This is a genomic window from Streptomyces sp. NPDC093586, assembly GCF_044764905.1.
Lineage (GTDB): Bacteria > Actinomycetota > Actinomycetes > Streptomycetales > Streptomycetaceae > Streptomyces.
Map to the genome: position 1 here is coordinate 66998 of NZ_JBIWJA010000008.1, position 25183 is coordinate 92180.

Annotated in this window: 25 protein-coding genes; 13 read left to right on the forward strand and 12 right to left on the reverse strand. The window is 75.0% G+C overall.

What is annotated here, in order from left to right; genetic code table 11:
* The first annotated feature begins 14 nt into the window (after nt 1-14).
* On the forward strand, nt 15-830 hold the full coding sequence (locus tag ACIRFH_RS11485; protein ID WP_403519252.1) for a helix-turn-helix domain-containing protein: 816 nt from the start codon (nt 15-17) through the stop codon (nt 828-830).
* On the opposite strand, the gene ACIRFH_RS11490 is transcribed toward ACIRFH_RS11485, so the two are convergent.
* Nucleotides 812-1237, reverse strand: a complete 426-nt coding sequence (locus ACIRFH_RS11490; protein WP_403519254.1) for a hypothetical protein — start codon at nt 1235-1237, stop codon at nt 812-814. The two genes, ACIRFH_RS11485 and ACIRFH_RS11490, sit on opposite strands and share 19 nt — an antisense overlap.
* A 216-nt stretch (nt 1238-1453) precedes the next feature.
* Here ACIRFH_RS11490 and ACIRFH_RS11495 point away from each other — a divergent pair, with 216 nt between their 5' ends.
* The 3 genes from ACIRFH_RS11495 (at nt 1454) to ACIRFH_RS11505 (ending at nt 3437) form a co-directional block, all read left to right on the forward strand.
* Nucleotides 1454-2317 carry a helix-turn-helix domain-containing protein gene (locus tag ACIRFH_RS11495; protein WP_403519256.1) on the forward strand — a complete coding sequence of 288 codons (864 nt, stop codon included), beginning with the start codon at nt 1454-1456 and terminating at the stop codon, nt 2315-2317.
* Nucleotides 2318-2359: 42 nt separating this feature from the next.
* The gene (locus ACIRFH_RS11500; protein WP_403519258.1) at nt 2360-3175 is read left to right on the forward strand and encodes an SAM-dependent methyltransferase; all 816 of its coding nucleotides are present in this window, start codon (nt 2360-2362) and stop codon (nt 3173-3175) included.
* 94 nt (nt 3176-3269) lie between these two features.
* The gene (locus ACIRFH_RS11505) at nt 3270-3437 is read left to right on the forward strand and encodes a hypothetical protein (protein WP_403519260.1); all 168 of its coding nucleotides are present in this window, start codon (nt 3270-3272) and stop codon (nt 3435-3437) included.
* A gap of 339 nt (nt 3438-3776) precedes the next feature.
* Here ACIRFH_RS11505 and ACIRFH_RS11510 read toward each other — a convergent pair whose 3' ends face one another.
* The 4 genes from ACIRFH_RS11510 to ACIRFH_RS11525 all read right to left on the reverse strand — a co-directional run bounded on the left by ACIRFH_RS11510 (nt 3777) and on the right by ACIRFH_RS11525 (nt 8451).
* Nucleotides 3777-4202: an OsmC family protein gene (locus ACIRFH_RS11510; RefSeq protein ID WP_161163892.1), complete on the reverse strand. Its 426-nt coding sequence runs from the start codon at nt 4200-4202 to the stop codon at nt 3777-3779.
* Between the two features lie 91 nt (nt 4203-4293).
* Nucleotides 4294-5706, reverse strand: coding sequence for an amino acid permease (locus tag ACIRFH_RS11515; RefSeq protein WP_403519262.1), 1413 nt, complete (start codon nt 5704-5706; stop codon nt 4294-4296).
* A gap of 84 nt (nt 5707-5790) precedes the next feature.
* Nucleotides 5791-7923, reverse strand: coding sequence for a phage holin family protein (locus ACIRFH_RS11520; protein WP_403519264.1), 2133 nt, complete (start codon nt 7921-7923; stop codon nt 5791-5793).
* Between the two features lie 126 nt (nt 7924-8049).
* Entirely contained in the window at nt 8050-8451 is a 402-nt protein-coding gene (locus ACIRFH_RS11525; protein WP_403519265.1) for a hypothetical protein, read from the reverse strand.
* Nucleotides 8452-8534: 83 nt separating this feature from the next.
* On the opposite strand from ACIRFH_RS11525, the gene ACIRFH_RS11530 reads away from it, so the two are divergent.
* Complete coding sequence (locus tag ACIRFH_RS11530; protein WP_403519267.1) at nt 8535-9308, forward strand: MBL fold metallo-hydrolase; 774 nt, start codon at nt 8535-8537, stop codon at nt 9306-9308.
* Complete coding sequence (locus ACIRFH_RS11535) at nt 9305-9931, forward strand: DedA family protein (protein ID WP_403519269.1); 627 nt, start codon at nt 9305-9307, stop codon at nt 9929-9931. Before ACIRFH_RS11530 ends, ACIRFH_RS11535 begins: the two co-directional genes overlap by 4 nt.
* 36 nt (nt 9932-9967) lie before the next feature.
* Here the strand turns inward: ACIRFH_RS11535 and ACIRFH_RS11540 are convergent, their stop codons facing one another.
* The 4 genes from ACIRFH_RS11540 to ACIRFH_RS11555 form a co-directional block, all read right to left on the reverse strand.
* Nucleotides 9968-11032 carry an MBL fold metallo-hydrolase gene (locus ACIRFH_RS11540; RefSeq protein WP_403519271.1) on the reverse strand — a complete coding sequence of 355 codons (1065 nt, stop codon included), beginning with the start codon at nt 11030-11032 and terminating at the stop codon, nt 9968-9970.
* The gene (locus ACIRFH_RS11545; RefSeq protein WP_403519273.1) at nt 11029-12240 is read right to left on the reverse strand and encodes an aminotransferase class I/II-fold pyridoxal phosphate-dependent enzyme; all 1212 of its coding nucleotides are present in this window, start codon (nt 12238-12240) and stop codon (nt 11029-11031) included. The genes ACIRFH_RS11540 and ACIRFH_RS11545 overlap by 4 nt, the downstream gene beginning before the upstream one ends.
* A gap of 717 nt (nt 12241-12957) precedes the next feature.
* On the reverse strand, nt 12958-14091 hold the full coding sequence (locus ACIRFH_RS11550; protein WP_403519275.1) for a hypothetical protein: 1134 nt from the start codon (nt 14089-14091) through the stop codon (nt 12958-12960).
* Between the two features lie 171 nt (nt 14092-14262).
* Nucleotides 14263-15057: an RNA polymerase sigma factor SigF gene (locus tag ACIRFH_RS11555; protein WP_403519277.1), complete on the reverse strand. Its 795-nt coding sequence runs from the start codon at nt 15055-15057 to the stop codon at nt 14263-14265.
* A 412-nt stretch (nt 15058-15469) separates the two neighbouring features.
* On the opposite strand from ACIRFH_RS11555, the gene ACIRFH_RS11560 reads away from it, so the two are divergent.
* Both ACIRFH_RS11560 and ACIRFH_RS11565 read left to right on the forward strand, forming a co-directional pair.
* Nucleotides 15470-16678 (forward strand): AAA family ATPase, encoded by a 1209-nt coding sequence (locus tag ACIRFH_RS11560; RefSeq protein ID WP_403519279.1) that lies wholly within the window; start codon nt 15470-15472, stop codon nt 16676-16678.
* A gap of 20 nt (nt 16679-16698) precedes the next feature.
* Nucleotides 16699-18276, forward strand: a complete 1578-nt coding sequence (locus ACIRFH_RS11565) for a VWA domain-containing protein (RefSeq protein WP_403519280.1) — start codon at nt 16699-16701, stop codon at nt 18274-18276.
* 36 nt (nt 18277-18312) lie between these two features.
* Here the strand turns inward: ACIRFH_RS11565 and ACIRFH_RS11570 are convergent, their stop codons facing one another.
* Nucleotides 18313-18468, reverse strand: coding sequence for a hypothetical protein (locus tag ACIRFH_RS11570; RefSeq protein ID WP_403519282.1), 156 nt, complete (start codon nt 18466-18468; stop codon nt 18313-18315).
* 202 nt (nt 18469-18670) lie between these two features.
* On the opposite strand from ACIRFH_RS11570, the gene ACIRFH_RS11575 reads away from it, so the two are divergent.
* The 3 genes from ACIRFH_RS11575 to ACIRFH_RS11585 all read left to right on the forward strand — a co-directional run bounded on the left by ACIRFH_RS11575 (nt 18671) and on the right by ACIRFH_RS11585 (nt 20203).
* On the forward strand, nt 18671-19078 hold the full coding sequence (locus ACIRFH_RS11575) for a DUF2795 domain-containing protein (RefSeq protein ID WP_403519284.1): 408 nt from the start codon (nt 18671-18673) through the stop codon (nt 19076-19078).
* Between the two features lie 21 nt (nt 19079-19099).
* On the forward strand, nt 19100-19531 hold the full coding sequence (locus tag ACIRFH_RS11580) for a CBS domain-containing protein (RefSeq protein WP_403519505.1): 432 nt from the start codon (nt 19100-19102) through the stop codon (nt 19529-19531).
* A gap of 129 nt (nt 19532-19660) precedes the next feature.
* Nucleotides 19661-20203 (forward strand): type 1 glutamine amidotransferase domain-containing protein, encoded by a 543-nt coding sequence (locus ACIRFH_RS11585; RefSeq protein ID WP_403519286.1) that lies wholly within the window; start codon nt 19661-19663, stop codon nt 20201-20203.
* Nucleotides 20204-20341: 138 nt separating this feature from the next.
* On the opposite strand, the gene ACIRFH_RS11590 is transcribed toward ACIRFH_RS11585, so the two are convergent.
* Entirely contained in the window at nt 20342-20620 is a 279-nt protein-coding gene (locus ACIRFH_RS11590; RefSeq protein ID WP_403519288.1) for a DUF6158 family protein, read from the reverse strand.
* Nucleotides 20621-20680: 60 nt separating this feature from the next.
* On the opposite strand from ACIRFH_RS11590, the gene ACIRFH_RS11595 reads away from it, so the two are divergent.
* Nucleotides 20681-21802 (forward strand): Vms1/Ankzf1 family peptidyl-tRNA hydrolase, encoded by a 1122-nt coding sequence (locus ACIRFH_RS11595; RefSeq protein ID WP_403519290.1) that lies wholly within the window; start codon nt 20681-20683, stop codon nt 21800-21802.
* 37 nt (nt 21803-21839) lie between these two features.
* On the opposite strand, the gene ACIRFH_RS11600 is transcribed toward ACIRFH_RS11595, so the two are convergent.
* On the reverse strand, nt 21840-23459 hold the full coding sequence (locus tag ACIRFH_RS11600) for an ABC-F family ATP-binding cassette domain-containing protein (protein WP_403519292.1): 1620 nt from the start codon (nt 23457-23459) through the stop codon (nt 21840-21842).
* 124 nt (nt 23460-23583) lie between these two features.
* Here ACIRFH_RS11600 and ACIRFH_RS11605 point away from each other — a divergent pair, with 124 nt between their 5' ends.
* Nucleotides 23584-25119, forward strand: coding sequence for a bifunctional phosphatase PAP2/diacylglycerol kinase family protein (locus ACIRFH_RS11605; RefSeq protein ID WP_403519294.1), 1536 nt, complete (start codon nt 23584-23586; stop codon nt 25117-25119).
* Nucleotides 25120-25183 lie beyond the last annotated feature (64 nt).

Consider the following 25183-nt stretch of genomic DNA (forward strand, 5'->3'; position numbering starts at 1 on the left):
CTACCGTTCGGCGTATGACCGCACTCGTGTCCGGTACCACTCCCCTCGCCCAGGGCGTGGGCCCGCTGCTGCGGGCCTGGCGGGAACAGCGGCGGATCAGCCAGCTGGAACTGGCGCTGCGCGCCGACTCCTCCGCCCGGCACATCAGCTTCATCGAGACGGGGCGTTCCCGGCCCAGCGAGGAGATGGTGCTGAGGCTCGCCGAACGGCTCGACGTCCCGATGCGGGAGCGCAACGCGCTGCTCCTCGCGGCCGGCTACGCCCCGCACTATCCGGAGACCCCGCTGGACGACCCGGCCCTCGACGCGCTGCGCGCGGGCATGGAGCGCCTGATCAGGGGCTACGAGCCCTATCCCGCGCTGGTGGTCGACGCGCGGTACGACGTGCTGGCCGCCAACCGGGGCATCGCGATGCTGATGGACGGCCTGCCCGAGCACCTGCTCACCCCCCGGCCGAACGCGATGCGGCTGGCCCTGCACCCCGAGGGCCTGGCGCCGCGCATCCGCAACCTGCGCGAGTGGCGCGGCCACCTGCTGGAGCAGATGCAACGGCAGATCGCCCTGCACCGCTCAGGGCCCCTGCGGGCGCTGTACGAGGAGGTCGCGGCGTACCCGGTGCCGGACGACACGGCCGGTGAGGAACCGGACGAGCCGGTGCCGTACTTCGCGCTGCCGTTGCGCATCGAGCACGAGGGCCGGACGCTGTCGTTCATCTCGTCCATCTCCACCTTCAACACGCCGATGGACGTGACGGTCGCCGAGCTGGCCATCGAGACGCTGCTCCCGGCCGACCCGGCGACGGTCAAGTACCTTCACTCGCTGATGTCCTGACGCCACCTCAGCGCCGCGTACTGCAGCAGCGCGAATCCCGTGACGACGAGCGCCTGGAGCACCGTCCACACCGCGCCGGCCGTGGTGGGCGCGAGCCAGAGGGCCAGGGCGGCGCAACTCACCACCGCCCAGGCCAGGTTGGTCTCCACGACGACCCGCACCGCGAGCGCCGGCGGGTGTCGGCGCGCGGCCAGCAGGCCCACGGCCGCCGCGTACACGGCGAGGAACGCGCCGAGGCCGGTCAGCAGCCCGGAGCCGGCCCCGAGGAAGCGGCCCAGCGGCCCGGACAGGGTGAGGTAGGCGAGCGCGTTGGCGCCGGTCACGACCGCGTCCAGGGCCAGGAAGCGGCGGAGCGCCGGCTGCGGATCGAGGGTGCGGGCGAGTGCGGCGAGCTGGTTCGTGGACATGGTGGGTCACCCTCCGTCGGGATCGGCAGGCTGCGGGGACCGGGGGCCGGGCCGGAGTGCGCCGGCCCGGCCCCCGGTGTGTCTCCACGATCCCGTCCGCGCACGGAACGGTCGATTACCCGAGGGGTAATGCCGTCGGCGTCCGCCGCCCCTGTCGGGCCGGCCGGGGAACATGACAGACTGCGGGCGGACTTCGGCGCGTTGGGGAGGCGTGGCGTGAGCGAGCGGCGGGTGGCACCCACCGTGGGTCAGGTGGTGCTCGGCAAACGGCTCCAGGAACTGCGGGAGACGGCGGGCCTGAAGCGCGAGGAGGCGGCGAAGGTCCTCCGGGTGGCCCCGGCGACCGTACGGCGCATGGAAACGGCCGAGGTCGCGCTGAAAATACCGTACGTCCAGATCCTGTTGACGGCGTACGGCGTGTCCGAGGACGAGATCGCGGCGTTCGTCACGCTGGCCGAGGAGGCGAACCAGCCGGGCTGGTGGCAGCGCTACACCGACGTGCTGCCGGACTGGTTCAGCCTGTACGTGAGCCTGGAGGGCGCGGCACGGATCGTCCGCTCCTACGAACCGCACTTCGTGCCCGGCCTGCTGCAGACCGAGGACTACGCGCGTGCGGTCCTGGAGGCGGGGACGATAGGGGCCGCGGGCCGGGAGGCCGTCGAGCGGCACGTGTCGCTGCGCATGGAGCGGCAGCGGCTGCTGGACCGGCCCGACCCGCCGCACCTGTGGGTGATCATGGACGAGACGGTGCTGCGGCGCCCGGTGAGCGTCCACGGCCGGGTGATGCGCGAGCAGCTCGACCGGCTGCTGGAGTTCGCCGCCCGGGACCGGGTGACGCTGCAGGTCGCCGAGTTCGAGGACGGTCCGCACCCGGGAACGTACGCCCCGTTCACCCTGTTCCGCTTCGCCGAGCCGGAGCTGCCCGACATGGTCTTCACCGAGTACCTGACCGGCGCGCTGTACCTCGACTCCCGTGCGGAGGTCTCCACGCACCTGGAGGTCCTGGACCACATGACGGCACGCGCCGCCTCCACCCAGCGCACCGAGAAGATCCTGCGCGCATACCGCGAGAACCACTGACCGGACCACCCGAACAGCACCGCCCGAGGGAGAAGACACCGCATGACCGGATCCGACGCCGCGTCCGCCCCCATCGACACCAGTCGGCCGCACCCGGCCCGGGTCTACGACTGGTGGCTGGGCGGCAAGGACAACTACCCCGTGGACGAGGAGCTGGCCCGCAAGATCCTCGCCGCGGACGACACGGCGGTGCGCGGGGCCCGCGCCAACCGCCGGTTCATGCAGCGTGCGGTCCGTACGGTCGCCGAGGCCGGGATCCGCCAGTTCCTGGACATCGGCACGGGCATCCCCACCGAGCCGAACCTGCACCAGGTGGCCCAGGGCGTCGCACCCGAGGCGCGGGTGGTGTACGCCGACAACGACCCGATCGTGCTCCGGCACGCCGAGGCGCTGCTGCACGGCTCGGCGGAGGGGGCCACCGAGTACGTCCACGCGGACGTCCGGGAGCCGGACACCATCCTGCGGCTGGCGGGCGAGTGCCTGGACTTCGGCCGGCCCGTCGCCCTGTCGCTGGTGGCCCTGACGCACTACCTCGGGGACGCGGTGGACGGCGACGACGTGCACGGACTGCTGAAGCGGTACGTCGACGCGCTCGCACCGGGCAGCTACCTGATCCTTTCGCAGGTCACGCCCGACCTGAACCCGGAGGCGGTGGGCCGGGCCGCCGGTCTGTTCGCCCGCAGCGGCACACCGTTCTACCCGCGCTCGCTCGCCGAGTTCTCGCGGTTCTTCGAGGGCCTGGAGCTGCTGGGCCCCGGCGTCATCCCGGTGACCGGATGGCGGCCGGACCCCGAGGACGTGGCGGTCCAGGCGGAGGGCATCGTCCCGGTGTACGCGGGGGTGGCGCGCAAGCCCTGAGCCGTCCCCACGCCGCACGCCCTGACTCGTACGGGCGCCGCGAACGGGTGGGCGGCCCTCGCGGCCCCTGGGTTCGGAACCCGGGCGAGCGCACGTGACCGACACGTGGACACCGCCCACCGAACCGGGCGCGGCGCTGCTGCGCGCGGGCCGGTTCTTCCGGCCCGGCACCGCGGCGCCCGACCTGCACGGCATCGGGCTGGTCGGCGGCCGGGAGGCGGACGCGTTCTCCGGGACCGCTGGAGCCACGCCAAGGCCGTGACCTCCACGCACGGCGCGAACCGCACCGGATCCTGCCGCTGGAACGTGTTCGTCAAGGACGGCGTCATCACCTGGGAGGCCCGGGCGACGGACCACCCGTCCCCCTGCCCGGGCCGCCCCGGGCAGGGGGACGAGGAAGCCGACGCGGTGGGGCGGTCGGTGCGCTGCCCCGGCCCACCGCGTGCGAGAAGCCGGGCTTCACCATCCGCTACCCGATGGTGAAGCCCGGTGCTCTTTCCGGCTGTACGGCGCCTGCCGGCGGACCGACGACGACGTCAGGCCGTGGCGGGCGGCCTCAGGGCGCGGGCAGCACGGGCGCCGGTGGAAAAGGGCGCCGAGGTCAGGCCAGCTTGGCCGACAGGGTGATGGTCGTGCCGGTCAGGGCCTGGCTGACCGGGCAGTTCTTCTTGGCGTCCTCGGCGGCGGCGACGAACGCGTCGTTGTCGATGCCGGGGACGGTGCCCTCCACGGTGAGGTGGATGCCCTTGATGCCCTCACCCGGCTGGAAGGTGACGTCGGCCGAGGTGGTCAGCTTGGTGGGCGGGGTGCCGGCGCCGGCCAGGCCGTGCGACAGCGCCATGGAGAAGCAGCTGGAGTGGGCGGCGGCGATCAGCTCCTCGGGGCTGGTCTTCCCGTTCGCCTGCTCGGCGCGCGACGGCCACGACACCGGCTGCTCGCCGATGCCGGACGAGTCGAAGGTGACGACACCGCTGCCCTCGAGCAGGTTGCCTTCCCAGACGGTGTGTGCGGAGCGCGTGGTTGCCACGGCGAGTCCTTTCCGGATTCCCTTGCGGTACTGGGGCGGTGGGAGCCCGTGCCCGGGTTCCCGCCCCTATCCGATCACACTCCGGCCCGGCTCACCCGGAAGACCGGTCCCCGTGCGGGCTGCGCTGGCGCCGGGCCGCCATGACCGCGTAGACCAGCACGCCCGCGAACAGGAACAGCACGCCCTGGTAGACGGCCGCGTAGCCGGCGCCCGCGACCAGCCACAGGGAGAACGCGGCCGCCACGGAGGCGATCACGGCGTCGCGCGCCAGCCGGGCGCCGTTCACGCGCTCGCGCTGTCCGGAGACCAGGTGGAAGATCTGCGCGGCGGTGGCCAGCAGGTAGGGCACGGTCGCGGTGAAGGTGGTGACGAGGACGAGGACCTCGAAGACCTTCGCCGAGCCGGACGTGTAGTTGTAGACGGTGAGGAGGGAGGCGAGGACGACGGTGACGCCGACGCCGACCGTGGGGACACCGCGCCGCTTGCGGGCGAAGGCCGCGGGGAACAGTCCGTCGCGGGCCGCGGCGTACGGGGTCTGGGCGCTGAGCAGGGTCCAGCCGTTGAGGCAGCCGGTCATCGACACCAGGGCGGCGGCCGCGACGGCCCAGCCGCCCCAGGCGCCGCCGAACATGGTGTTCACGGCGTCGGAGAAGGGGGCGGTGGAGTCGACCAGGCGGTCGTGGGCGACGGTGCCGAAGACGGAGAGGGTGCCGAGCAGGTAGACGAGCGCGGCGCCGCAGGTGCCGATGACCGTGGCCCGGCCGACCGTGCGGCGCGGGTTCTTGACCTCGCCCGCGCTGACCGCGGCGGACTCCACCCCGAGGTAGGAGAAGAGCAGGATCGCGGCGGCGGCGGAGACCGCGCCGATGCCGCTGCCGCCGCTCGCGTTGAAGGGGCCGAGGTTGTCCGGGTCGAAGAAGAACAGTCCGCCGACCGCCACGAGCAGCAGCGGCGCGAACTTGAGCACCGTGGACACCAGCTGGACGGCGCCCACGTAGCGGGTGCCGGCGAAGTTGGCGAGCGCGGGCAGCCACTGGATGGTGAGCGCGGCCAGGCACGCGGTCCAGCGGTGGTCGTTCACCGGGAGCAGGACGTCGAGGTAGCCGACGGCGGCGACGGCGAGCGCCGCGTTGGAGACCCAGGTGGTGATCCAGTACGCCCAGGCGGCGAGGAACCCGGCGAAGTCTCCGAAGGCCTCGCGGGCGTAGACGTAGGGACCGCCGGTGCGCGGGTCGCGGGCGGCGAGCCGGCCGAAGACCAGGGCGAGGGCGATGGCGCCGACCGTGAGCACGCCGAAGGCGAGCAGGCTGATCGTGCCGAAGGGGGCGACGGAGGCGGGCAGCAGGAAGATGCCGCCGCCGATGATGTTGCCCATGACCAGGGCGGTGGCGACGGGCAGTCCGAAGCGGCGGGCGTGCTTGCTGCCGCCTGCTGCCGGGGCGGTGGCGACGGGAGTCTCCTGCGGAGCCGGAGCCGGTGGGGGGGCGGTCCCGGTGACGTGCATGGGGTGGTACGCCTTCCTTGGAACTGGGGCCCGGGATCGCCGGGACGCTTTCCATGGTCCGGCACGCCCGCGCACGGCTCCAAATCAGGCGGTTTTGTCCTGTGTGAGCCCCTCCGGGACCGCAAAAGGTGCGTCGGCCCGGCCCTGTGGCCGGGAATCGTCCAGGGGCACCTGGGGGCCGTTGGACTCGCGCAGCCAGCGGCGCAGGATCCGGTGGACGTGCTCGGCGCCGACGATGCCCGCGCCCTCGCCGTCCGGCGCGGACAGCACGACGGGCGACAGCAGGAAGGCCCGCGACTGGGCGCCGCCGAGTCCGCCGTGGGAGCCGATCTGCTCCTCGAAGGCGAGGACCTCGCCGTCGGCGGGGTCGTGGAAGGAGTTGACCATGATGTCGGCGGTGTGCGGGAAGGAGTGCGTGCGGCGCACGGCGTCCGCGGCCCCGGAGCCGTAGGGCGCGAGCGGGCCGGGGTCCTCGTCGAGCCGGTCCAGGGGGATCTCCGCGCCGCGCGCGCCGAGGACCACACCGCCGTGCTCCTCGCTGCGCACGAGCAGGAAGCCGATGCCGGGGTGGTTGGCGAGGGTGGGCAGCAGCGCGGGGTGGCGGGCGTCGATCTCCTCGCGGCTCATCCGGTGCGGCACGTCCGGGAAGGAGACGAGGCCGAGGTTGCCGGAGGCCAGCACGACCGGCTCCGAGTGGCGGCCGGCGGGCCGGTGCCGCTCCTCGCCCTCCTCGACGGGCCGGTGCAGGGCGGCCCGTACGGCGGTGCGCGCCTCGGCGCCGCTGCGGGTGCGCCGCGCCCGGCGCGGCACGGGCAGTCCGCAGCCGGCCCGCACCAGGTCGGCGAGGGTGAGGCCGTAGCGGGAGCGGAAGGTCTCGCCGGGGCTCTGGCCGTGGTCGGACAGCACGACGATCCGGTACCGGCGCGGCGCGTGCTCGGCGACCTTCTCGATCAGCGCGAGGGACCGGTCGAGCCGCTGGAGGACCTTCGCGGCGTCCCGGCTGCGCGGCCCGGAGTGGTGCGCGACCTCGTCGTAGGCGACCAGGTCGGCGTAGACGGCGGTGCGTCCGGCGAGCATGTCGCCCATGACGGCGGCGACGACGACGTCCCGCTCGACGACGGTCGCGAAGGCGCGGACGAAGGGGTAGAGGCCGCCGCGGGAGACCCGCGGGCGGACCTTGCGGACGCGGGCGCGGGTGGACTGGCCGATCTCCCGGCACACCTCGGCGACGAAGGACAGGGCGGTGCGGACCGCGTTGGCCGGGTCGGAGAAGTAGGCGAAGTAGCCGGACCGGGACCGGTTCTCCCGGCTGCGGCGGCGGGTGGCTATGGACAGCACGAGGGCCTGTTCGTCGGCGCCGCCGCTGAACAGGTTGCCGCGGCTGGCGCCGTCGAAGGTGAGCAGTCCGCCGTCGCCGGTGCGCTCGATGGCCCGTCGCTGGAGGTCGGCGGCGCTGGTGGGGCGGTTGCAGACGACCACCTCGCCGCTGTCCTTCTCGTACCAGCGGAACGCCGGGACGTCGTGGTTGCTGCCGTGCAGGATGCCGAGCTGGCTGGCGCCGGTCTGGCTGGACCAGTCGGTGCGCCAGGGGGCGAGCCGGTGGGTCGCGGAGGAGCCGTCGCGGCCGAGCCAGCGGGCGACGGTGGGCATCAGGCCCTCGTCGACCGCGTCCAGCAGCACGTCGTGGCCGACGCCGTCCAGTTGCAGGAAGACGGTGCCGGGGCCGGTCGGACAGGGCGGGCCGGATCTGCGGCGGCGGTCGGCGAGCCGGGAGAGCCGGCGCCGGTAGGCGTCGTCGTCGCGCACGGCCAGGGCACCGCCGGTGGCCGAGGCCACGGCGGACATCACGGCGGCCACCACCACGGCGGTCTCGGGGGCGACGCCGCCGCGCGCGGCCGGGTTCACGTCCAGTGCGAGGAGCAGCAGGGCGCCGTTGAGGAAGAAGACCAGCAGCCCGAGGACGAGCGCCGGCACCAGCAGCAGCAGCCGGACCAGCAGCGGCCACACCAGCGCCGACAGCAGGCCGAACGCGCCGGCGCCGAACGCGGCGGTGACGGCGATGTCGGTCGCGCTGTCGCCGTCGGGCGACTGGAGCCGGAAGTCGGGGAGGATCCCGGCGAGCACCAGCATGGTGACCGTGGAGACGGCCCACACCGCGATGCTCCGCCCGATCTGACTGGCGCCCCGCCGCCAACGCCCTCCGCCCACGCTCCGCACACCTCACGTCCCGGCCCGTCGTCCGCGCGGGCCCTCCCACCCTGCCACAACGCTCCGGAGCGCCCGTTCGTCCCCCCTGGTCCGCTTCGCCCGGGGCCGCGCCCGTGTCCGGCGGGCCGGCGGGGGTCAGCGGCCGTCGTATCCCGCCGTCGGCATCGAGAGTCTGCGGTGCACGCACGCCTTCATCCGGGCGTCGTACGACGGCTCCTCGTGCCCGACGGTCTCCACCCGCACCCCGCGCCGCGCGCACTCCGCGGTGAACTCCGTCACGGACGACAGCGCGCTCTCCAGCACCCGGCGGCTGGGCGCCACGAACAGGTCCTGCCCGGGGCGCACGCCGTCCCACAGGGCGTCGTGGTCGGGCCGCAACCCGCTGACCAGCAGTTCCCGGGTGACGACGTAGCCCTGCTCGGCGGCCCAGCGTGCGCACATGGCGTGCTGGCTGCGGGAGTCGACGAGGAACGGATCGTCGTCCAGCCGTTCCAGCGGCGTCAGGCTCGCGATCGCCGTCACCCGTAGCGGCCTCATGGTGTCCCCCTCACCTCCCGTTTTCGCCGCCGACCCTACTCCTGGACGTAGGCTTCGGGGAGTCGCGCGAAGGAGGCAAAGGAGTGCCGGTGGAGCTCACGTGGTGGGGTCACGCCACCTGCACGGTCGAGGACTCGGACATACGTGTGCTCACCGACCCGCTGTTCGTCCGCAGACTCGCCCATCTGCGCCGCAGGCGGGGCCCGGTGCCGCCGCCGGACGCCTGGCGCGCGGACGTGACGCTGGTGTCCCATCTGCACGCCGACCATCTGCACGTGCCGTCGCTCGCGCGTCTCGCGCCGGGCACGCGCCTGCTCGTGCCCCGGGGCGCACGACGGGCGGTGCCGGGGCTGCGCCGGCTCGGGCACCTGAGGCTGACCGAGGTCGCGCCCGGCGACGAGACGGTCGTCGGCGACCTGCGCATACGGGCGGTGCCCGCGCGGCACGACGGGCGGCGGCTGCCGCTCGGCCCGCACCGCTCCCCCGCGCTGGGTTACGTGGTCGAGGGCGAGGGCCGTACGTACTTCGCCGGGGACACCGGCCTGTTCGACGGGATGGAGAAGGAGGTCGGGCCGGTCGACGCGGCGCTGCTGCCGGTCGGCGGCTGGGGGCCGTACCTGGGGCCCGACCACCTGGACGCGGGACGGGCCGCCGAGGCGCTGGCCCGGCTGGCGCCGTCCGCGGCGGTGCCGGTGCACTACGGCACGTACTGGCCGATCGGGATGGACGCCGTGCGCCCCCACGAGTTCCACACGCCGGGCGACGAGTTCGTGCGCCTGTCGGCGCTGCGCGCGCCGGACGTGGCGGTGCACCGGCTGGGGCACGGCGAGAGCGTACGGGTGGGGGTCGCGAGGTGACCTGGCTGGGCGCCGCCGTGACGACCATCCCGACCGAACCGACGCAGCAGGCGCTGGGCTATCCGTCGCTGTTCCTGCTGGTGCTGATCGGGGCGTTGGTGCCGGTGGTGCCGACGGGTGTGCTGGTGAGTTCGGCGGCGGTGGTGGCGATGCATCAGACGCTGCCGTTCTCACTGCTGATGGTGTTCGCGACGGCGTCGTTGGCCGCGTTCTGCGGGGACATGGCGCTGTACTGGCTGGGGCGGCGCGGGGTCGGCTCGAAGAACGGCTCGCGGTGGCTGGAGGTGATCCGGTCCCGGGCGCCCGAGGACCGGCTGGAGCAGGCGCGGGAGAAGCTCGCCGAGCACGACGTCGCGGTGCTCGTGCTCTCCCGGCTGGTGCCGGCCGGCCGGATACCGGTGATGCTGGCCTGTCTGCTGGCCGAGTGGCCCTCGCGCCGCTTCGCCCGGGGCAACCTGCCGGCCTGCCTGGCCTGGGCGGTGACGTACCAGCTGATCGGCATCCTGAGCGGCTCGCTGTTCAGCGAGCCGTGGGAGGGCGTGGCCGCGGCGATCGCCCTCACGATACTGGTGAGCGCGGCACCGAGCGCCTGGCGCCGGCTGCGGGGGCCGGCGAAGGCGTAGGGGCGGCGCGGCGAGGTCCGTTCACGTCTCGTCCAGTCACTTCTCGTCCAGCACGCGGGAGCCGCCGACGGGCAGGTCCCACAGGTCCTCGCGGGGCAGGCCCGCCCGCCGCCAGGCGGCGCGTACGCGGGTGAGCGGCTCCATGACCGGTTCGGCCGACAGCACGAAGGTGCCCCAGTGCATCGGCGCCATCCGCCGGGCGCCGAGATCCTGCGCGGCCCGGACCGCCTCCTCCGGGTCGCAGTGCACGTCCCGGAGCCACCAGCGCGGGTCGTAGGCGCCGATGGGGAGCAGCGCGAGGTCGATGCCGGGGTGGCGGCGGCCGATGCGGGAGAACCAGTGGCCGTACCCGGTGTCGCCGGCGAAGTACACGCTCCGGCCGTCGGGGCCGGTGAGGACCCAGCCGCCCCACAGGGTGCGGCAGGTGTCGGTGAGGCTGCGCTTGGACCAGTGGTGGGCCGGTACGAAGTCGAAGCGGACCCCGCCCAGCAGGGCCCCCTCCCACCAGTCCAGCTCGGTGACGCGGGTGAACCGGCGCCGGTGGAACCAGCGGCCGAGCCCGGCCGGGACGAACACCGGGGTGTCCCGCGGGAGTCTGCGCAGGGTCGGGGCGTCCAGGTGGTCGTAGTGGTTGTGGCTGATGACGACCGCGTCGACCCGCGGCAGGTCGCTCCAGGCGACGCCGACCGGGGTGACGCGGGCCGGGGTGCCGAGGATGCGGCGGGACCAGACCGGGTCGGTGAGCACGGTGAGCCCGCCGATGCTCACCACCCAACTGGCGTGCCCCGCCCAGGTGACGGCGATGGTCCCGGCGTCCACGCGGGGCAGCGGGCCGGGGGCGTACGGCAGCCTGGGGACGTCGGCGAGACCCCCGGGACCGGGCCTCACCGCGCCCTCGCGGGCGAATCTGGCGAAGGCCCTCAGACCGGGCAGCGGGGCGGTCAGCCGGTCGTGGAAGGTCCGCGGCCACACCCGGCGTTCGGCCAGCGGCCGGGGCTCGGCGAGCGGCGGGGAGGGGGAGGCCGTGACCGGCGGGGCGTCGGTGTCCTGGTCCTGGACGGGCGTGGTGGCGCTCGCGGTCGACCGGGGCTGCTGCGTCATCGAGGAGGCTCCCATCGCTGAGCGTCGCGGAGATCGTCGAAGACCGACTTCAGACCGATCAACGCGCCGTGCACGTGCGGCAGTTCCAACGGGTCCGGAGAGGTGAGGCATTCCGCGCGCCGCTCGTCGGTGTCCCCCAGCAACGGGCCGGTGGACAGCCGGACGCGCAGGGCGAGGAGGTCGTCGCCGAAGCGGTGGCCGCCGGGGGCGGGCATACCGAGCCGGGCGGTGAGGAAGTCCTCCAGTTCCTGGGCGTCGCCGACGCCTCGGGCGGCGAGCGCGTCGCGCAGCGGGCCGAGGTCGGCGTACAGGTGGCGGCCGGCCTGCGGGGGCCGGGCGGTGGCGCCCGCGGCGACGACGGCCGCGTGCACGGCGGCGGCCACGCGCGCGTGCAGGCGTACGGCGGCCGACCGGCGGGCGGTGACCGGCTCGGGCTCGGCGAGCGCGTACCCGGCCGCGGCGGCGAGGGGCGCGGCGACGCGGGCGCCGAGCGCGGTGAGCACGTCGAGCACGCGCGCGTGGAGGCCGTTCCCGGCGGCGGACGCGGGGAAGCGGGCGACCGCGGCCGGCCAGCCCGCCGGCAGCAGCGCGCCGGCCAGGTCGGTGACGACGGTGACGTGGTCGGGCCACATCTCGGCGGGGCTGAGCAGCACGGTGGCGTGCGGGTCGTGCAGGGTGTCGCGCCAGGTCTCGTCGCTGACCAGGTGCAGTCCCTCGCCGACGGCGGCCTCGACGGTCTCGTGCAGCAGCTCGGGCGGCGCGACGGTGCCGGTGGGGTCGTCGGCGACGGACAGCACGAGCAGCCGCGGGTCGCCGCCCTCGGCGCGGATGCGGCGCACGGTCTCCAGGAGGGCGTACGGATCGGGGACGCCGCCGGACTCGGCGGGGGTGGGGACGTGGAAGACGGGACGGCCCAGCAGCCGGGCGTACGGCGCCCACCAGGCGGCGCAGGGACGCGGCACGAGGACGTCACCGCCGAGCGCGGCGGTCAGCGCGAGCAGCAGGGCGCCCGCGCCGGGGGCGGCGGCCACGTGGTCCGGGTCGGTGGGCAGGCCGCGCCGGTCCCAGTAGCCGCAGGCGGCGTCCAGGAGGGCCGGGGCGCCGCCGGCCGGCTCCTCGTGCGCGCGGCCCGCGGCGGCGGCGAGGACGGCGGACAGCTCGGTCAGCACCGGCAGTCCGTCGTCGGGAAGGCGCGGGCCACGGCGCACGGCGCCGTGGCCTTCGGGAGCGTGACCTCCGGAGGCGTGACCTCCGGAGGCGTGACCTCCGGGGCCCCCGTCTCCGGGTACCGGGCCTCCGGGATCCTCGCCTCCGGGCGTGCGGCTGACCGGGGCCTCACCCCCGCGCGCGTGGCTTCCGACGGCTTTCTCCCCGGGTGCGGGGCCTCCGGGATCCTCGCCCCCGGGCGTGCGGCTGACCGGGGCCTCACCCCCGCGCGCGTGGCTTCCGACGGCTTTCTCCCCGGGCACGCGGCCTCCGGGATCCTCGCCTCCGGGCGTGCGGCTGACCGGGGCCTCACCCCCGCGCGCCTGGCTTCCGAAGGCTTTCTCCCCGGGCACGCGGCCTCCGGGATCCTCGCCTCCGGGCGTGCGGCTGACCGGGGCCTCACCCCCGCGCGCGTGGCTTCCGAAGGCTTTCTCCCCGGGTGCGGGGCCTCCGTGGTTCTCGCCCCCGGTCGCGTGGTCTCCGGCGGGGTCCCCGTTTCCGGGCACCGTAGGGCGTTCCGAGGCGTCGCCTTGGGGGTCCGTCCGCCGCATGGGTGCCTCCGCGCAGTCCGTGGTGCCGAGTCCCGTCACCGCCGGGCCGTGGTCCTCTTCCTCGGTCGTGCTCCGGTCGGGCACCAAGTACCCCCCGGGCCGCCGGGCCATGGCTCCGTCCCGTGTCGCGTCGATCACCGCGCCGACCGGGACGGGACCGGCGCGGGGTCAGTGGTCCCGGGTCTCCCCGCGCAGCCGCAGTCGCAGCCGGTACGCGGCTCCGCCGAACGCGCCCGCGATCAGGATCCCGCCGGCGGCCAGGGCGGGCACGGAGTCGGTGAAGGTTCCCCCCGTACCGGCCTGCACCCCGTGCTCCGCCTTCACGCCACCGCAGGGCGCGCCCCACGTGGTGGGCTCGGGGCACGGCGGCTCGGACGTGCAGGGCATGCCGCCGTGTCCGCCCGTCTCACCGCGCGTGCCCGTCTCACCGTGTGTACCGGAGTCACCGTGCGTGGCGGAGTGGCCGGCGGGGGCGGACTGGCCGGGCGGGGCCGGCCGGTCGTAGGGGACGGCCTCGTCGTAGGGGGCGGGCTCCTCGTCGGGAGCTGCCGCCACGCCCGGGACCGCCCCATCCGGCACAGCCTCGTCCCCGGGCACCGCACCGACGTCCGGCACCGCCTCGTCGCCCGGCACCGCCTCGTCGCCCGGCACCGCCTCGTCGCCCGGCACCGCGGGCACGTCGTACGGCACCGCCTCGTCACGTGCCGTCGGCCCGCCGCCGGGACCGGTGGGCTCCTTGCGCGGGACGGCGGCGTCACCGCGCGGGGCGGTGGACGGGGGACACGAGGGCTCGGGGGCGGCACTCCCCCACGACCGCGCCGACCCGGCGGTGCCGCTGCCCGAAGACACCGTCATCGCCGCGCTCCACGGCCTGCCCTCACCGCCCGGTGTTCCCGGGCAGGTGCCGTCGACGGTCCACGGCGAGGCGGGGCCCGCCGCGTCCGGGTCGGCCTCCAGGTCCTCGGCGGGGGCTATCCGCGCGGTGCCGCGATAGGCGGTGGCGGCCGCGGAGGTCCTGCCGTCGGCGCGCGCCACCTTCAGGAGCGCGACGGTGCCCCCGTCGAAGGCCGGCGAGACCGCGTCGAGGGTGTCCGGTGCGGCCTGACCGGCCGGGCCGCAGGTGACCGAGACGGTGACGGTGCCGCCCGGGCCGGCGTCGGCCGGGCTGACCTCGGCGACGGGTTCGCCGGCCCCGGCCGGCCGCGGGGTGCCGCCCGGGTCCGCCGAGCCGGATCCGGCGAAGACGCCCAGGGCGGCACCGGCCAGTACGGCGGCGGACAGGACACGGGAGGTGCGGCGCATGGGTTCGGGCTCCTTCGAGCGACGGCTGCGGGGGCACGGCGCTCGCGCCCCCGGCCATCACAGCCCGCCCGGCCCGGTGGCGCGCGCCGCCGTGCGCCGTTCGCGGGACCGGGGCGCCCGTGTGGGTGAGGAACAGGTTTCGCCCCCGGGCCGCGCCGCGGCCCGCGGCGGTCAGGCCGCCGGATCCCGCAGCACCTGCTCCCGCACGCGGTCGCAGCACCGGCTGATCAGCCGGGAGACGTGCATCTGGGAGATGCCGAGCTGCTCGGCGATGCGGCTCTGGGTCATGTCGTCGAAGAACCGCATGTAGAGGATGGCGCGCTCCCGCTCGGGCAGGGCGGCCAGCCGTTCCTTGACGGCCTCGCGGTCGACGACGGTGTCGAGGGCCGGGTCGGGGGCGCCGAGGCCGTCGGCGAGCGAGTAGCCGTCGTCGCCGCCGGCGACCTCGGCGTCCAGGGACAGGGCCGTGAAGCTCTCCAGGGCCTCCATGCCCACCCGGACGTCCTCCTCGCTCAGATCGGCGCGTTCGGCGATCTCGGTGACGGTGGGCCTGCGGTCGGGGGCGTTCTGGGACAGGTCCTGACCGGCGGAGCGGACGCGGTTGCGGAGTTCCTGGACCCGGCGCGGCACGTGCAGGGTCCACATGTGGTCACGGAAGTGGCGCTTGATCTCGCCGGTGACGGTGGGTACGGCGTAGCTCTCGAAGGCGCTTCCTCGGGCGGGGTCGTACCGGTCGACGGCCTTGACGAGGCCGAGGGCCGCGACCTGGCGCAGGTCCTCGTAGCTCTCGCCGCGGTTGCGGAAGCGCCCCGCGAGCCGTTCGGCCATGGGCAGCCAGGCCTCGACGATCCGGTCCCGGACCGCGTCGCGCTCCGGTCCCGCGGGAAGGGTGGCGAGGCGACGGAATGCGTCCGTGGTGTCGGGGGCGTCGTCATGCGGATGCTTCGCGGCGGCGTGGATCGGCATGGTGGGTCGCAACTCCCTCGGAGTGCGGGGTCCTGTCGCGGCGCCGGGCAGGGTGCCCGGCCGGCACCGGGGCTCGCGGAGCTCTCCGGAGCACGGGACGGGCGCCGGTGGTGCGGCGACACGGCCCAGGGTTCGGGCGGTCACCGTGGGAGGGCGTCCGGGACGCGGACGGACGCATCCGTGGCGGCGTCGCGCCGCTCCCACGGGCGTGCCTCCTGTCCGAAGCACTGGACCTGTGCCTGCCCCCGCGCCTTCGCGTCAAACATCCCGAGGTGACGTGCGGCTCCGGCGCGGAGAACGGGGGTGGCCCGGCACCGTCGCGATCGCCTCGGCTACGTTGTCACCGCGTCGTGGCCTCGGGGGCGGGGCCGTCTCGTCGGCCCGTCAAGGCGTCGCAGGCAAGGAGTTGACCATGGAGGCACAGGACACGCGGGACGCGCAGGACACGGCCAGGAGGCTGCGGGCGATCAGCGACGAGCTGTCGGACCGCTTCTACGAGCGGGCCGACGTGGTGCGGACGCTGGTGGTGACGCTGCTGGCCGGACAGCACTCGCTGGTGCTCGGTCCGCCCGGGACGGCGAAGTCCGAGATGGCCCGGGAGCTCACGGGCAGGGTCGAGGGGGCGTCCTACTGGGAGATCCTCCTGTCGAAGTTCACCGCGCCGACGAGGATGTTCGGCCCCGTCGACGTCGCCGCGCTGGCCCGGGGCGAGTACCGCCAGGTCTACGAAGGCCGCGCCACGACCGCGCACATCGCGTTCATCGACGAGATCTTCAAGTGCTCCACGGCCGCGCTGAACGAGACGCTGGGCTATCTCAACGAGCGGATCTACCATCCGGAGAACGGCGGCGCGCCGATCCGCTGCCCGCTGATCGGCGCCATCACGGCGAGCAACGAGCTGCCCGGTGGAGAGGACACGGCCGCGATCTACGACCGGCTGCTGGTGCGGATCGAGGTCACGTATCTGGAGGACCCCTCGAACTTCGCCGCGCTGGTCCGCTCCGCCGTCAGCCGCCCCGCGGCACCGGCACGGACCACGGTCGAACTGGCCGCCCTGCGGCACGCCGTGTCCGAGGCCGTCCCGGCCGTGGACGTCCCCGACCCGATCGTGGACGCGGTGTGCACGCTGCGGGCCGCCCTGCGCCGCAAGGAGCTCGTCGCCTCCGACCGTCGCTGGCGGCAGGCGGTGGGTCTGCTCCAGGCGTCCGCGTTCCTCGACGGCCGTCCGGCGGTCACCGAGAGGGACCTGTCGGTGTTGACCCACGTGCTGTGGGACTCCCCCGCCCAGCGCCCGATCGTCGAGCGGGAGGTGCTGCAGCTGGTCAACCCCGACGCCAAGGAGGCGCTCGACCTGGCCGACGTCATCGAGGAGCTGGAGGCCCAGCTGGACGCGATGGCCGGGCAGTCCCGCGAGGCGCTGAGCGAGTGGGTCATCAAGAAGGCCCACAACAGGCTCGCCATGGCGGGGAAGCGGCTGGAGAAGCTGCGCGAGGAGGCGGCGGGTGCCGGCCGCTCCACCGCCACCATCGACCGGGTCGCCGGCCGCCAGCGTGCCGTCCGCGCCCGTGTTCTCACCGAGGCCCTCGGCGTGGACGCGAGCACGGTGCGGGACCGGCTCTGAGCACCGGGACGGCCGGGACCGTGGAGACGGCGTCGAGCGGACCCGGCGAGCCGGCGAGCGGGGCCGGGGCGCGTCCGGTGCGGGCCATCACCGCTTCCGGGCGGCACACCGCGGCCGTGGTCGCGGACCGGTTCGACCGGCTCACCTGGCGCGACACCTACGAGCAGTCGGCCGCACTGCGCGATCTGGCCGAGGAGCTGTCCGAGCGCCACGAGCACGCCGCCGACCTCCTGACCGACGCGTTCCTGGCCGCCTACCAGGCCCGCCCGCGGTTGCGCGAGCGCACGGAGATGTCCGTCTCCCGGCTGGTCAACCACCAGGCCGTCACCGCGCTGGTGAAGTCACCGGAGTTCGCGGAACTGCGCCGGGAGACGGTCGGGGACCCCTACGCCGCCGCCATGGCCGTGCTCGCCCAGGCCTCCGCGCTGCGCGGACTGCTGGAGCGCTCCCGGGACGCCCAGGAGCGGGCGGAGCGGGCGAGGAGGGCCCAGCGGGACACCGAGGACGAGGCGCGCCGGGGGGCCGGGGCCGAGGAGCACGGCACCGTGCCTGCGCCGGCCGCCGACGCCGCGCGGCAGACGGCCGAGGCCGCCGCGCGGCAGGCCGCCGAGGCCGCCGCGCAGGCCCTCGCCGCGGCGGTCCCCGATGTGCGCGCCGCGGCGCGGAACGCGGCGGCGAAGGCCTCGGCGGCCGTGCGGCAGGAGGCGGCGCTGATGCGGGCCTGGGGCGTCGGTGCCGGCGAGCTGGAGCGGATGCCGTTCGACGAGCGCGCCCGGCTCGCCGAACGGTTGCGCACCGGCCGGCTCGCCCGGTGGGCCGAGCTGATCGGCCGCTTCCGGCGGATGGCGGACGGGGAGCGCGCCCGCAAGGTGGAGAACACCCCCGGCGAGCTGGTCGGCGTCACGCTCGGCGACGACCTCTCCCGCGTCGTCCCCTCCGAACTGGCGGTCCTCGGACTGCCCGAGCTGCGCGCGGTGTTCGCCGCGCGCTACGCCGCCGGGGAACTGATGCTCTACGACAGCCGGGGAGAGCGGAGCACCGGCAAGGGCGCCGTCATCGCGTGCGTGGACACCTCGCACTCCATGTACGCGGAGGGGCCCGGCGGAGTGACCCGGGAGGCGTGGTCCAAGGCGTGCGCCCTGGCGTTGCTGGACCAGGCCCGGCACGCGGGGCGCGACTTCGTCGGCATCGTGTTCTCCGCCGCCGACAAGGTCCGGGTCTTCCGCTTCCCGGCCGCCTCGCCCGCCGGCATCGACCGGGTCGTCGACTTCGCGGAGACCTTCCTCGGCGGCGGCACCAGCTACCAGACGCCGCTGACGGCGGCCCGCGAGCTGCTGGAGGAGGAGTTCGACGACGCCGCCCGCGCGCGTGGCGACATCGTGATGATCACCGACGACGACTGCGGCGTCACCGAGGAGTGGATGCGCGGCTGGAACGACGCCAAGCACCGGCTGGGCTTCCGGTTGTTCGGCGTGGCCGTCGGCACCCCGCGTGCCGCAGAGGACGGCTCGGTGCTGGAGGCCCTGTGCGACAACCTCCGGTCCGTCGAGGACCTCACGGACGTCCATGCCGCCGCCGACCTCTTCCGCCTGATCTGACGGTCCGGTCCCCTCACGGGCCGGTGCCGCCGTCGCTCACCGGGTCGCCGGGGGCACTTCCGCCGCGGCGGCCGGTTCGGGGTCGCCGGACGGCGGTGGGGCGCCCGGCAGCATCACCTCCTCGTACCTGCCCATGGCCAGCACCACGCCGAGCATGAGGACCGGAACGAACACGGCGAGCAGCACCGCCATGGGCCGTCCTTCCCGAAAGGGGCGGGCGTGGGGGGTGGTGGCGCGCGGGACGGGTTCCCCGTGCCCGCCGGGTGAACCCTCGGTGCGCGCGGCCGTACGCACCGTGTCCGGGCATATCGGAGCAGACCCGTCCGGGGGAATCCGTGTCGGCCGTCGGTGGCCGGGTACGCGGTCCGCACCCCCTGAGGATGTGGAGGGAGACATGCAGCGAGGCAGTGACCGGATGAGCGTCCACCGCGACGACGAGATGAAGCACGAACTGCAGGGTCTGCTCAGGTCCGGGCACCCGACCCGCACCGAGGAGTGGAACGACCCGGAACCGGTCGCGGACGACGATCCGGAGGTCATGTACGGGCCGGTGACCCCGGGCCGCGGGCCGACGTACCTGGAGTCGCTCCGGCTGGAACTGGCCCGGAACCTGACCCGGGGCACCTTCCCCGCGGGCCCCCGGGAGCTGGGGCGTGCCCTGCGTCGCGGCAACGCGCCCGACGCCCTCGTCGAGGAACTGGAACGGCTGCCGCAGAAGGCGCGCTACGACAACGTGCAGGAACTGGCCGTCGCCCTGACCGAGAGCGGCGGGCCGGGGAACGCCGGGCCGAGGAGCGCGTAGGCGCCGGAAGGGCGGGGCGTGGTGGCCGAGTACGTGAGGGACGTCATGACTCCGGGTGTGGTCGCCGTCCGCCCGGACGCCTCCCTCGTCGAGGCGGCGCGGCTGATGCGCGCGCAGGACATCGGTGATGTGGTGGTCGCGGACGGCCAGGACGTCGTGGGCGTGCTGACCGACCGGGACATCACGGTGCGGGCCGTGGCGGACGGCATCGACCCCATGGCGGTGAGCGTCCGCGCGGTCTGCACCCCCGATCCGCTGACGGTCTGCCCCGGTGACCCGGTGGCGGACGCGGTCACGCTGATGCGTGAGCACGCCGTGCGTCGGCTGCCGGTCGTGGAGGACGGACTGCCGGTGGGGGTGGTGAGCCTCGGCGATCTGGCCGAGGCCCGGGACCCCGACTCGGTGCTCGCCGACATCAGCCGCGCGGAACCGGACACCGGGGACGGCACCTGACAGCGCGCCGCGGGGCACGCGGGACCTCCGGGCCCCCAGGGCCCTCGAGGCCGCGGCCCCGCGGCCGAACGAGACACGCGCGCCGGGCGGCGACGTCCGGTGGCGCGCCAGGAAAGGAATCCGAACCACATGCGCATCGCATTTCTGACCGCACCCGAGGGTGTGGAGCAGGTCGAGCTGACCGAGCCGTGGCAGGCGGCGAAGGACGCGGGGCACGAGCCCGTGCTCGTCTCCACGCAGTCCGGTGAGATCCAGGCCTTCGACCACCTCGACAAGGCGGACACGTTCCCCGTGGACGAGGTGGTGGGCGAGACGTCGGCCGACTCGTTCGGCGGGCTGGTGCTGCCGGGCGGCGTGGCCAACCCGGACTTCCTGCGGATGGACGGCAAGGCCGTGGCGTTCGTGAAGGACTTCTTCGCGCAGGGCCGGCCGGTGGCCGCGATCTGTCACGCCCCGTGGACGCTCGTCGAGGCGGACGTCGTCCGCGGACGGGTGCTGACCTCCTGGCCGAGTCTGCGGACCGACCTGGAGAACGCGGGCGCCACCTGGGTCGACGAACAGGTGAAGGTCTGCGGCCACGGTGACAACACCCTGGTCACCAGTCGGAAGCCGGACGACCTCGAGGCGTTCTGCGAGACCTTCCTCGCGGAGTTCGCCAAGGCCGGCGGCTGAGCCCGCGGGGCGGCACCCGGCGTTCCCGGCCCCGGCCGGCCGCGCGTACCGGACGCGTCGGCCGGCCGGGGCCGGGTGCAGGCGCGGGCCGTGTACGGGCGTCGCACGCGGGTGTCGCACCGAGCGCGGGCGCGGTGCTCAGGCGCCGGGGGCGGCGCCCTCTCCGGAGTGCCGCTCCCGGGCGCCCTCGCGGGTGCGGCCCGCGGCGACCGGGCGCCGCGGATTGCGGCGCAGCCATTCGCCCTCGAGCTGCGCCATGCGCTCGTTGTGGGCCCGCAGCGCGTCGTTCGACCCGTACAGCAGGGTGTCGTGGCGCGTGCGGTGGATGGTCTCCAGCTCCTTCATGAGCTGCTGGTCGTCCAGTCGGCCCGGGTCCACCCCGGTCGCGGTGCCGTCCCGCGTGTCGTGTTCGTTCATGCGGTCCGGGTACCCGCACCGGAAGCACTACCACCCCCGAGCGGCATCCGGGAGGGAGCCATGGATCTCTCGTTTCTGAACCCCCTCTACGACCATCAGGGCCCCTGGGCCTCCGTGTACGTCGACCTCTCCCGGCACACGGAGGACACCCCCCACGAACGTGAGCTGACGGCCGCCGCGGTGGCCCGGGAGCTGGCGGCGCAGGGAGCGGACGACGCGACCTGCCGGGCCGTGCGGGAGGCGGTGGACGGGCTGCGCCACTCCACCGACCCGCACGGGCGGGCGCTGTTCGCCTGTGCCGGGCGGGTGGTCCTCGACACACCGCTGGCGCGTGTCCCGCGGGGTGGCACGGAGACCTGCTGGGCGCCGCTGCCGCACGTGTCGCCGCTGCTGGAGCTGGCGGGCGAGGACCCCGTGTGCGTCGTGGCGTACATCGACCGCAAGGGCGCCGACTTCGAGCTGCGCAGCGCGCTGGGCAGCCGGGACGCGGGTTCGGTGACCGGCCGTCAGTGGCCCGTGCACCGCACGAGCAGCGTCGACTGGTCGGAGCGCCACTTCCAGCTGCGGGTGGAGAACACCTGGGAGCACAACGCGGCGGAGATCGCCGACGCGCTGGCCGTGTGCCAGGAGGAGACGGGTGCGGACCTGCTGATCCTGGTGGGTGACGACCGCGAGCGGCGGTCCGTGCACGAGCGGCTGCCCAAGCGGCTGCAGGACCGGATCGTGGAGTCCACGCGCGGTGCGGGCAGCAGGCTGCTGGACGACGAGGTGGAGCGGCTGCGCGACGAGCACGTACGCGCGCGGGCGCGGGAGGACCTGGACAGGTTCCTGGCCGCCCGCACCCCCGACGGCGAGGGCCGGGCCGCCGCGGCCGAAGGCGTGCCGGCGCTGATCGAGGCCGCCCGGGAGCACCGCATCGACGAGCTGCTGATCATCCCGGACGGGCCCGACACGCACCGCGAGGTGTGGATCGGCGAGGACGCCGACCAGCTGGCGGTGCGCCGTACGGAACTGAAGACGCTGGGCGAGCAGAACTCCTGGTCGGCCCGCGCGGACGACGCGCTGCTGCGGTCGGCGGTGATGACCGGCGCCCCGGCGATCTCGGTGACACCGGCCCTGCCGCAGGAGGCGGTGGACGACGCGCCGGTGGGCGGCCTGGGCGCCCTGCTGCGCTGGCGCTGACGCGCCCCGGCGGGTCCGCGGTGTTCCCGGTGACCGGCTACCGGGCCCGTTCCACCCGCCGTTCGTCCCAGACCGGCTCCGGTGTCTCGCGGACGCGGCCGTCGCTGCCGAAGACGAGGTAGCGGTCGAAGGAGCGGGCGAACCAGCGGTCGTGGGTGACCGCGAGGACCGTGCCCTCGAAGCCCTCCAGGCCTTCCTGGAGGGCTTCGGCGCTCTCCAGGTCGAGGTTGTCGGTCGGTTCGTCGAGCAGCAGGGCGGTGACGCCCTGGAGTTCCAGCAGGAGGATCTGGAAGCGGGCCTGCTGGCCGCCGGAGAGGCGGTCGAAGGTCTGCTCGGCCTGCTGGGTCAGCTCGTAGCGGCGCAGCCGGGACATGGCGGCGCCCCGGTCCTGGGCGTGTTCCGTCCACAGGATGTCCAGGAGGGTGCGCTCCTGCAGCTCGGGGTGGGCGTGGGTCTGGGCGAAGTGCCCGGGCACCACGCGCGCGCCCAGCTTCCAGGTCCCGGTGTGCGCCACGTCGTCGCCGGCCAGCAGCCGCAGGAAGTGCGACTTGCCGGAGCCGTTGGAGCCGAGGACGGCGACCCGTTCGCCGTAGAAGACCTCCAGGTCGAAGGGCTTCATCAGGCCGGTGAGTTCCAGGCCCTCGCAGGTGACGGCCCGGACGCCGGTGCGGCCGCCCTTGAGCCGCATCCGGATGTCCTGTTCGCGGGGCGGCTCGGGCGGCGGGCCGGCCTCCTCGAACTTGCGCAGCCGGGTCTGGGCGGCGGCGTACCGCGACGCCATCTCGTGGCTCACCGCGGCGGCCTGACGCAGCGTCAGTACCAGTTTCCTCAGCTGCGCGTGCTTCTCGTCCCAGCGGCGGCGCAGCTCCTCGAAGCGGGCGAAGCGTTCGCGGCGGGCCTCGTGGAAGGTGGCGAAGCCGCCGCCGTGCATCCAGGCGTCGGCGCCCGCGGGGCCGGGTTCGACGGACACGATCTTCTGGGCGGCCCGGGCGAGCAGTTCCCGGTCGTGGGAGACGAACAGCACGGTCTTGCGGGTCTCGGCGAGCCGCTCCTCCAGCCAGCGCTTGCCGGGCACGTCGAGGTAGTTGTCCGGCTCGTCGAGCAGCAGCACCTCGTCGGTGCCGCGCAGCAGCGCCTCCAGGACGAGGCGTTTCTGCTCGCCGCCGGAGAGGGTGCGCACCTGCCGCCACCGGGCCTTCTCGTAGGGGACGCCGAGCGCGGCCGTGGTGCAGATGTCCCACAGCGTCTCGGCCTCGTAGCCCTGGACCTCGGCCCAGTCGGCGAGGGCCTGTGCGTAGCGCATCTGGGCGGCCTCGTCGTCGACCGTCATGATCGCGTGCTCGGCGGCGTCGACGGCGCGCGCGGCCTCGCGGATGCGGGGCGGCGCGACGGACACCAGCAGGTCGCGCACGGTCGTCTCGTCCCGCACGGAGCCCACGAACTGGCGCATCACCCCGAGCCCGCCGCCGACGGTGACGGTCCCGCCGTGCGGCTTGAGCTCCCCGGCGAGGAGGCGGAGCAGGGTGGTCTTGCCGGCGCCGTTGGGTCCGACGAGGGCCACGACGGCCCCCTCCCCCACCCGGAAGGACACGTCGCCGAGCAGCGCCCTCCCGTCGGGGAGGTAGTACTCCAGGTGCGCTGCTTCGAGATGGCCCATGGGACCGGATTCTGCGGCCCCGACCGCCCGCCGGGCAAACGCGTTTCCGCCGGGGCGGGCGGGGACGCGGGCGGGTGCGGTACGCCACCGGCAGGAAACCCCGTCCGCCGGGTAGGCGGGAGGAATGAGCCCCGACGTAGACCTCACCGCCCCGACGCCCGGCCCGCATCCGCTCCGCGACGGCCTGCTGCGGCTGGACCAGCGCGTGTTCGAGGCGGTCGCCGCCCGGCACTGGCCCGGCGCCGACCCCCTGCTGCCCCGGCTCAGCCGCAGTGCCAACCACGGTGCGCTGTGGTTCGCGGCCGCCGCCGCGCTGGCCGCGTCCCGCACCCCGCGGGCCCGTCGCGCCGCCGTGCGGGGCCTCGCCTCGCTGGGCCTGGCCTCCTTGACGATCAACACCCTCGGCAAGCGCTCGGTCCGCCGTCCCCGGCCCGTGCTGGACCCGGTGCCGCTGGTCCGGCAGCTGAAGCGGCAGCCGATCACCACGTCCTTCCCGTCGGGGCACGCCGCCTCGGCCGCCGCGTTCGCCACCGGTGTCGCGCTGGAGTCGCCGGCGTGGGGCGCCGCGGTGGCGCCGGTGGCCGCCGCGGTGGCCCTCTCCCGGGTCTACACGGGGGTGCACTTCCCGAGCGACGTGCTCGCCGGGGCGGCGCTGGGGGCGGGTGCCGCGTTCGCCGTCCGGGGGATGGTGCCGACGCGCGCCCAGCTCGTCCCGCCGGCCAGGCCGCGCGCCGACGTTCCGGCGCTGCCCGGGGGCGAGGGTCTGGTGATGGTGGCGAACACCGCCTCGGGCACCGCGGACCGGGTGCGCGCGCTGTGCGACGCGCTGCCCCGGGCCGAGGTCGTCGAGTGCGAGCCGGGGGACGTCGGCGCCGAACTGGAGAAGGCGGCGGGCCGGGCCCGGGTGCTCGGCGTCTGCGGCGGCGACGGCACCGTGAACGCCGCCGCCGAGATCGCGATGCGTCACGGCGTCCCGCTGGCGGTGCTGCCGGGCGGCACGCTCAACCACTTCGCCTACGACCTGGGGGTGGAGGACGTCCGGGACCTGTGCCGGGCGCTGGAGGGCGGTGAGGGCGTGCGCGTGGACGTCGGCCGGTTCGCCTCCGGCGAGCGGAGCGGCATCTTCCTGAACACCTTCAGCCTCGGCGTGTACCCGGAGCTGGTGCGCGAGCGGGAGCGCTGGTCGTCCCGGATCGGCGGCTGGCCGGCCGGGGTGCTCGCGGCCGTGCGGGTGCTGCGTGCCGACCGGCATCCGCTGGAGGCCGAGGTGCGGGGGCGCAGGCGCCCGCTGTGGATGCTGTTCGCGGGCAACGGCACGTACCACCGGATGGGGCTGACCCCGGGCCGCCGGCTGGACCTGGCGGACGGGCAGCTGGACGTGCGGGTGGTGCACGGGGGCCGCCGGCCGGCCCTGCGGCTGCTGTCCGCGGCCCTCGCCGGGCCGCTGACCCGTTCCCCCGCCCACGCGGCCGTACAGGTCGGCCGGCTCCGGCTGGCCGGCGTCGCGCCGGGCACCCTCCTGGCGTACGACGGCGAGATCACCGAGACGCGGGGGGATCTGTTGCTGGAGAAGCTTCCCGAGGCGCTCACCGTCTACCGCCCGCTGGCCGGCAACACCGCCGTGAAGGAGCCGTCCTGGCGGCCCGGCGCTCACACCTGACGCAGTGTCAGTCCATATGGCAAAACGCCGGTCTCATCATGTGGTGCGCGGGCGTACGGTGATC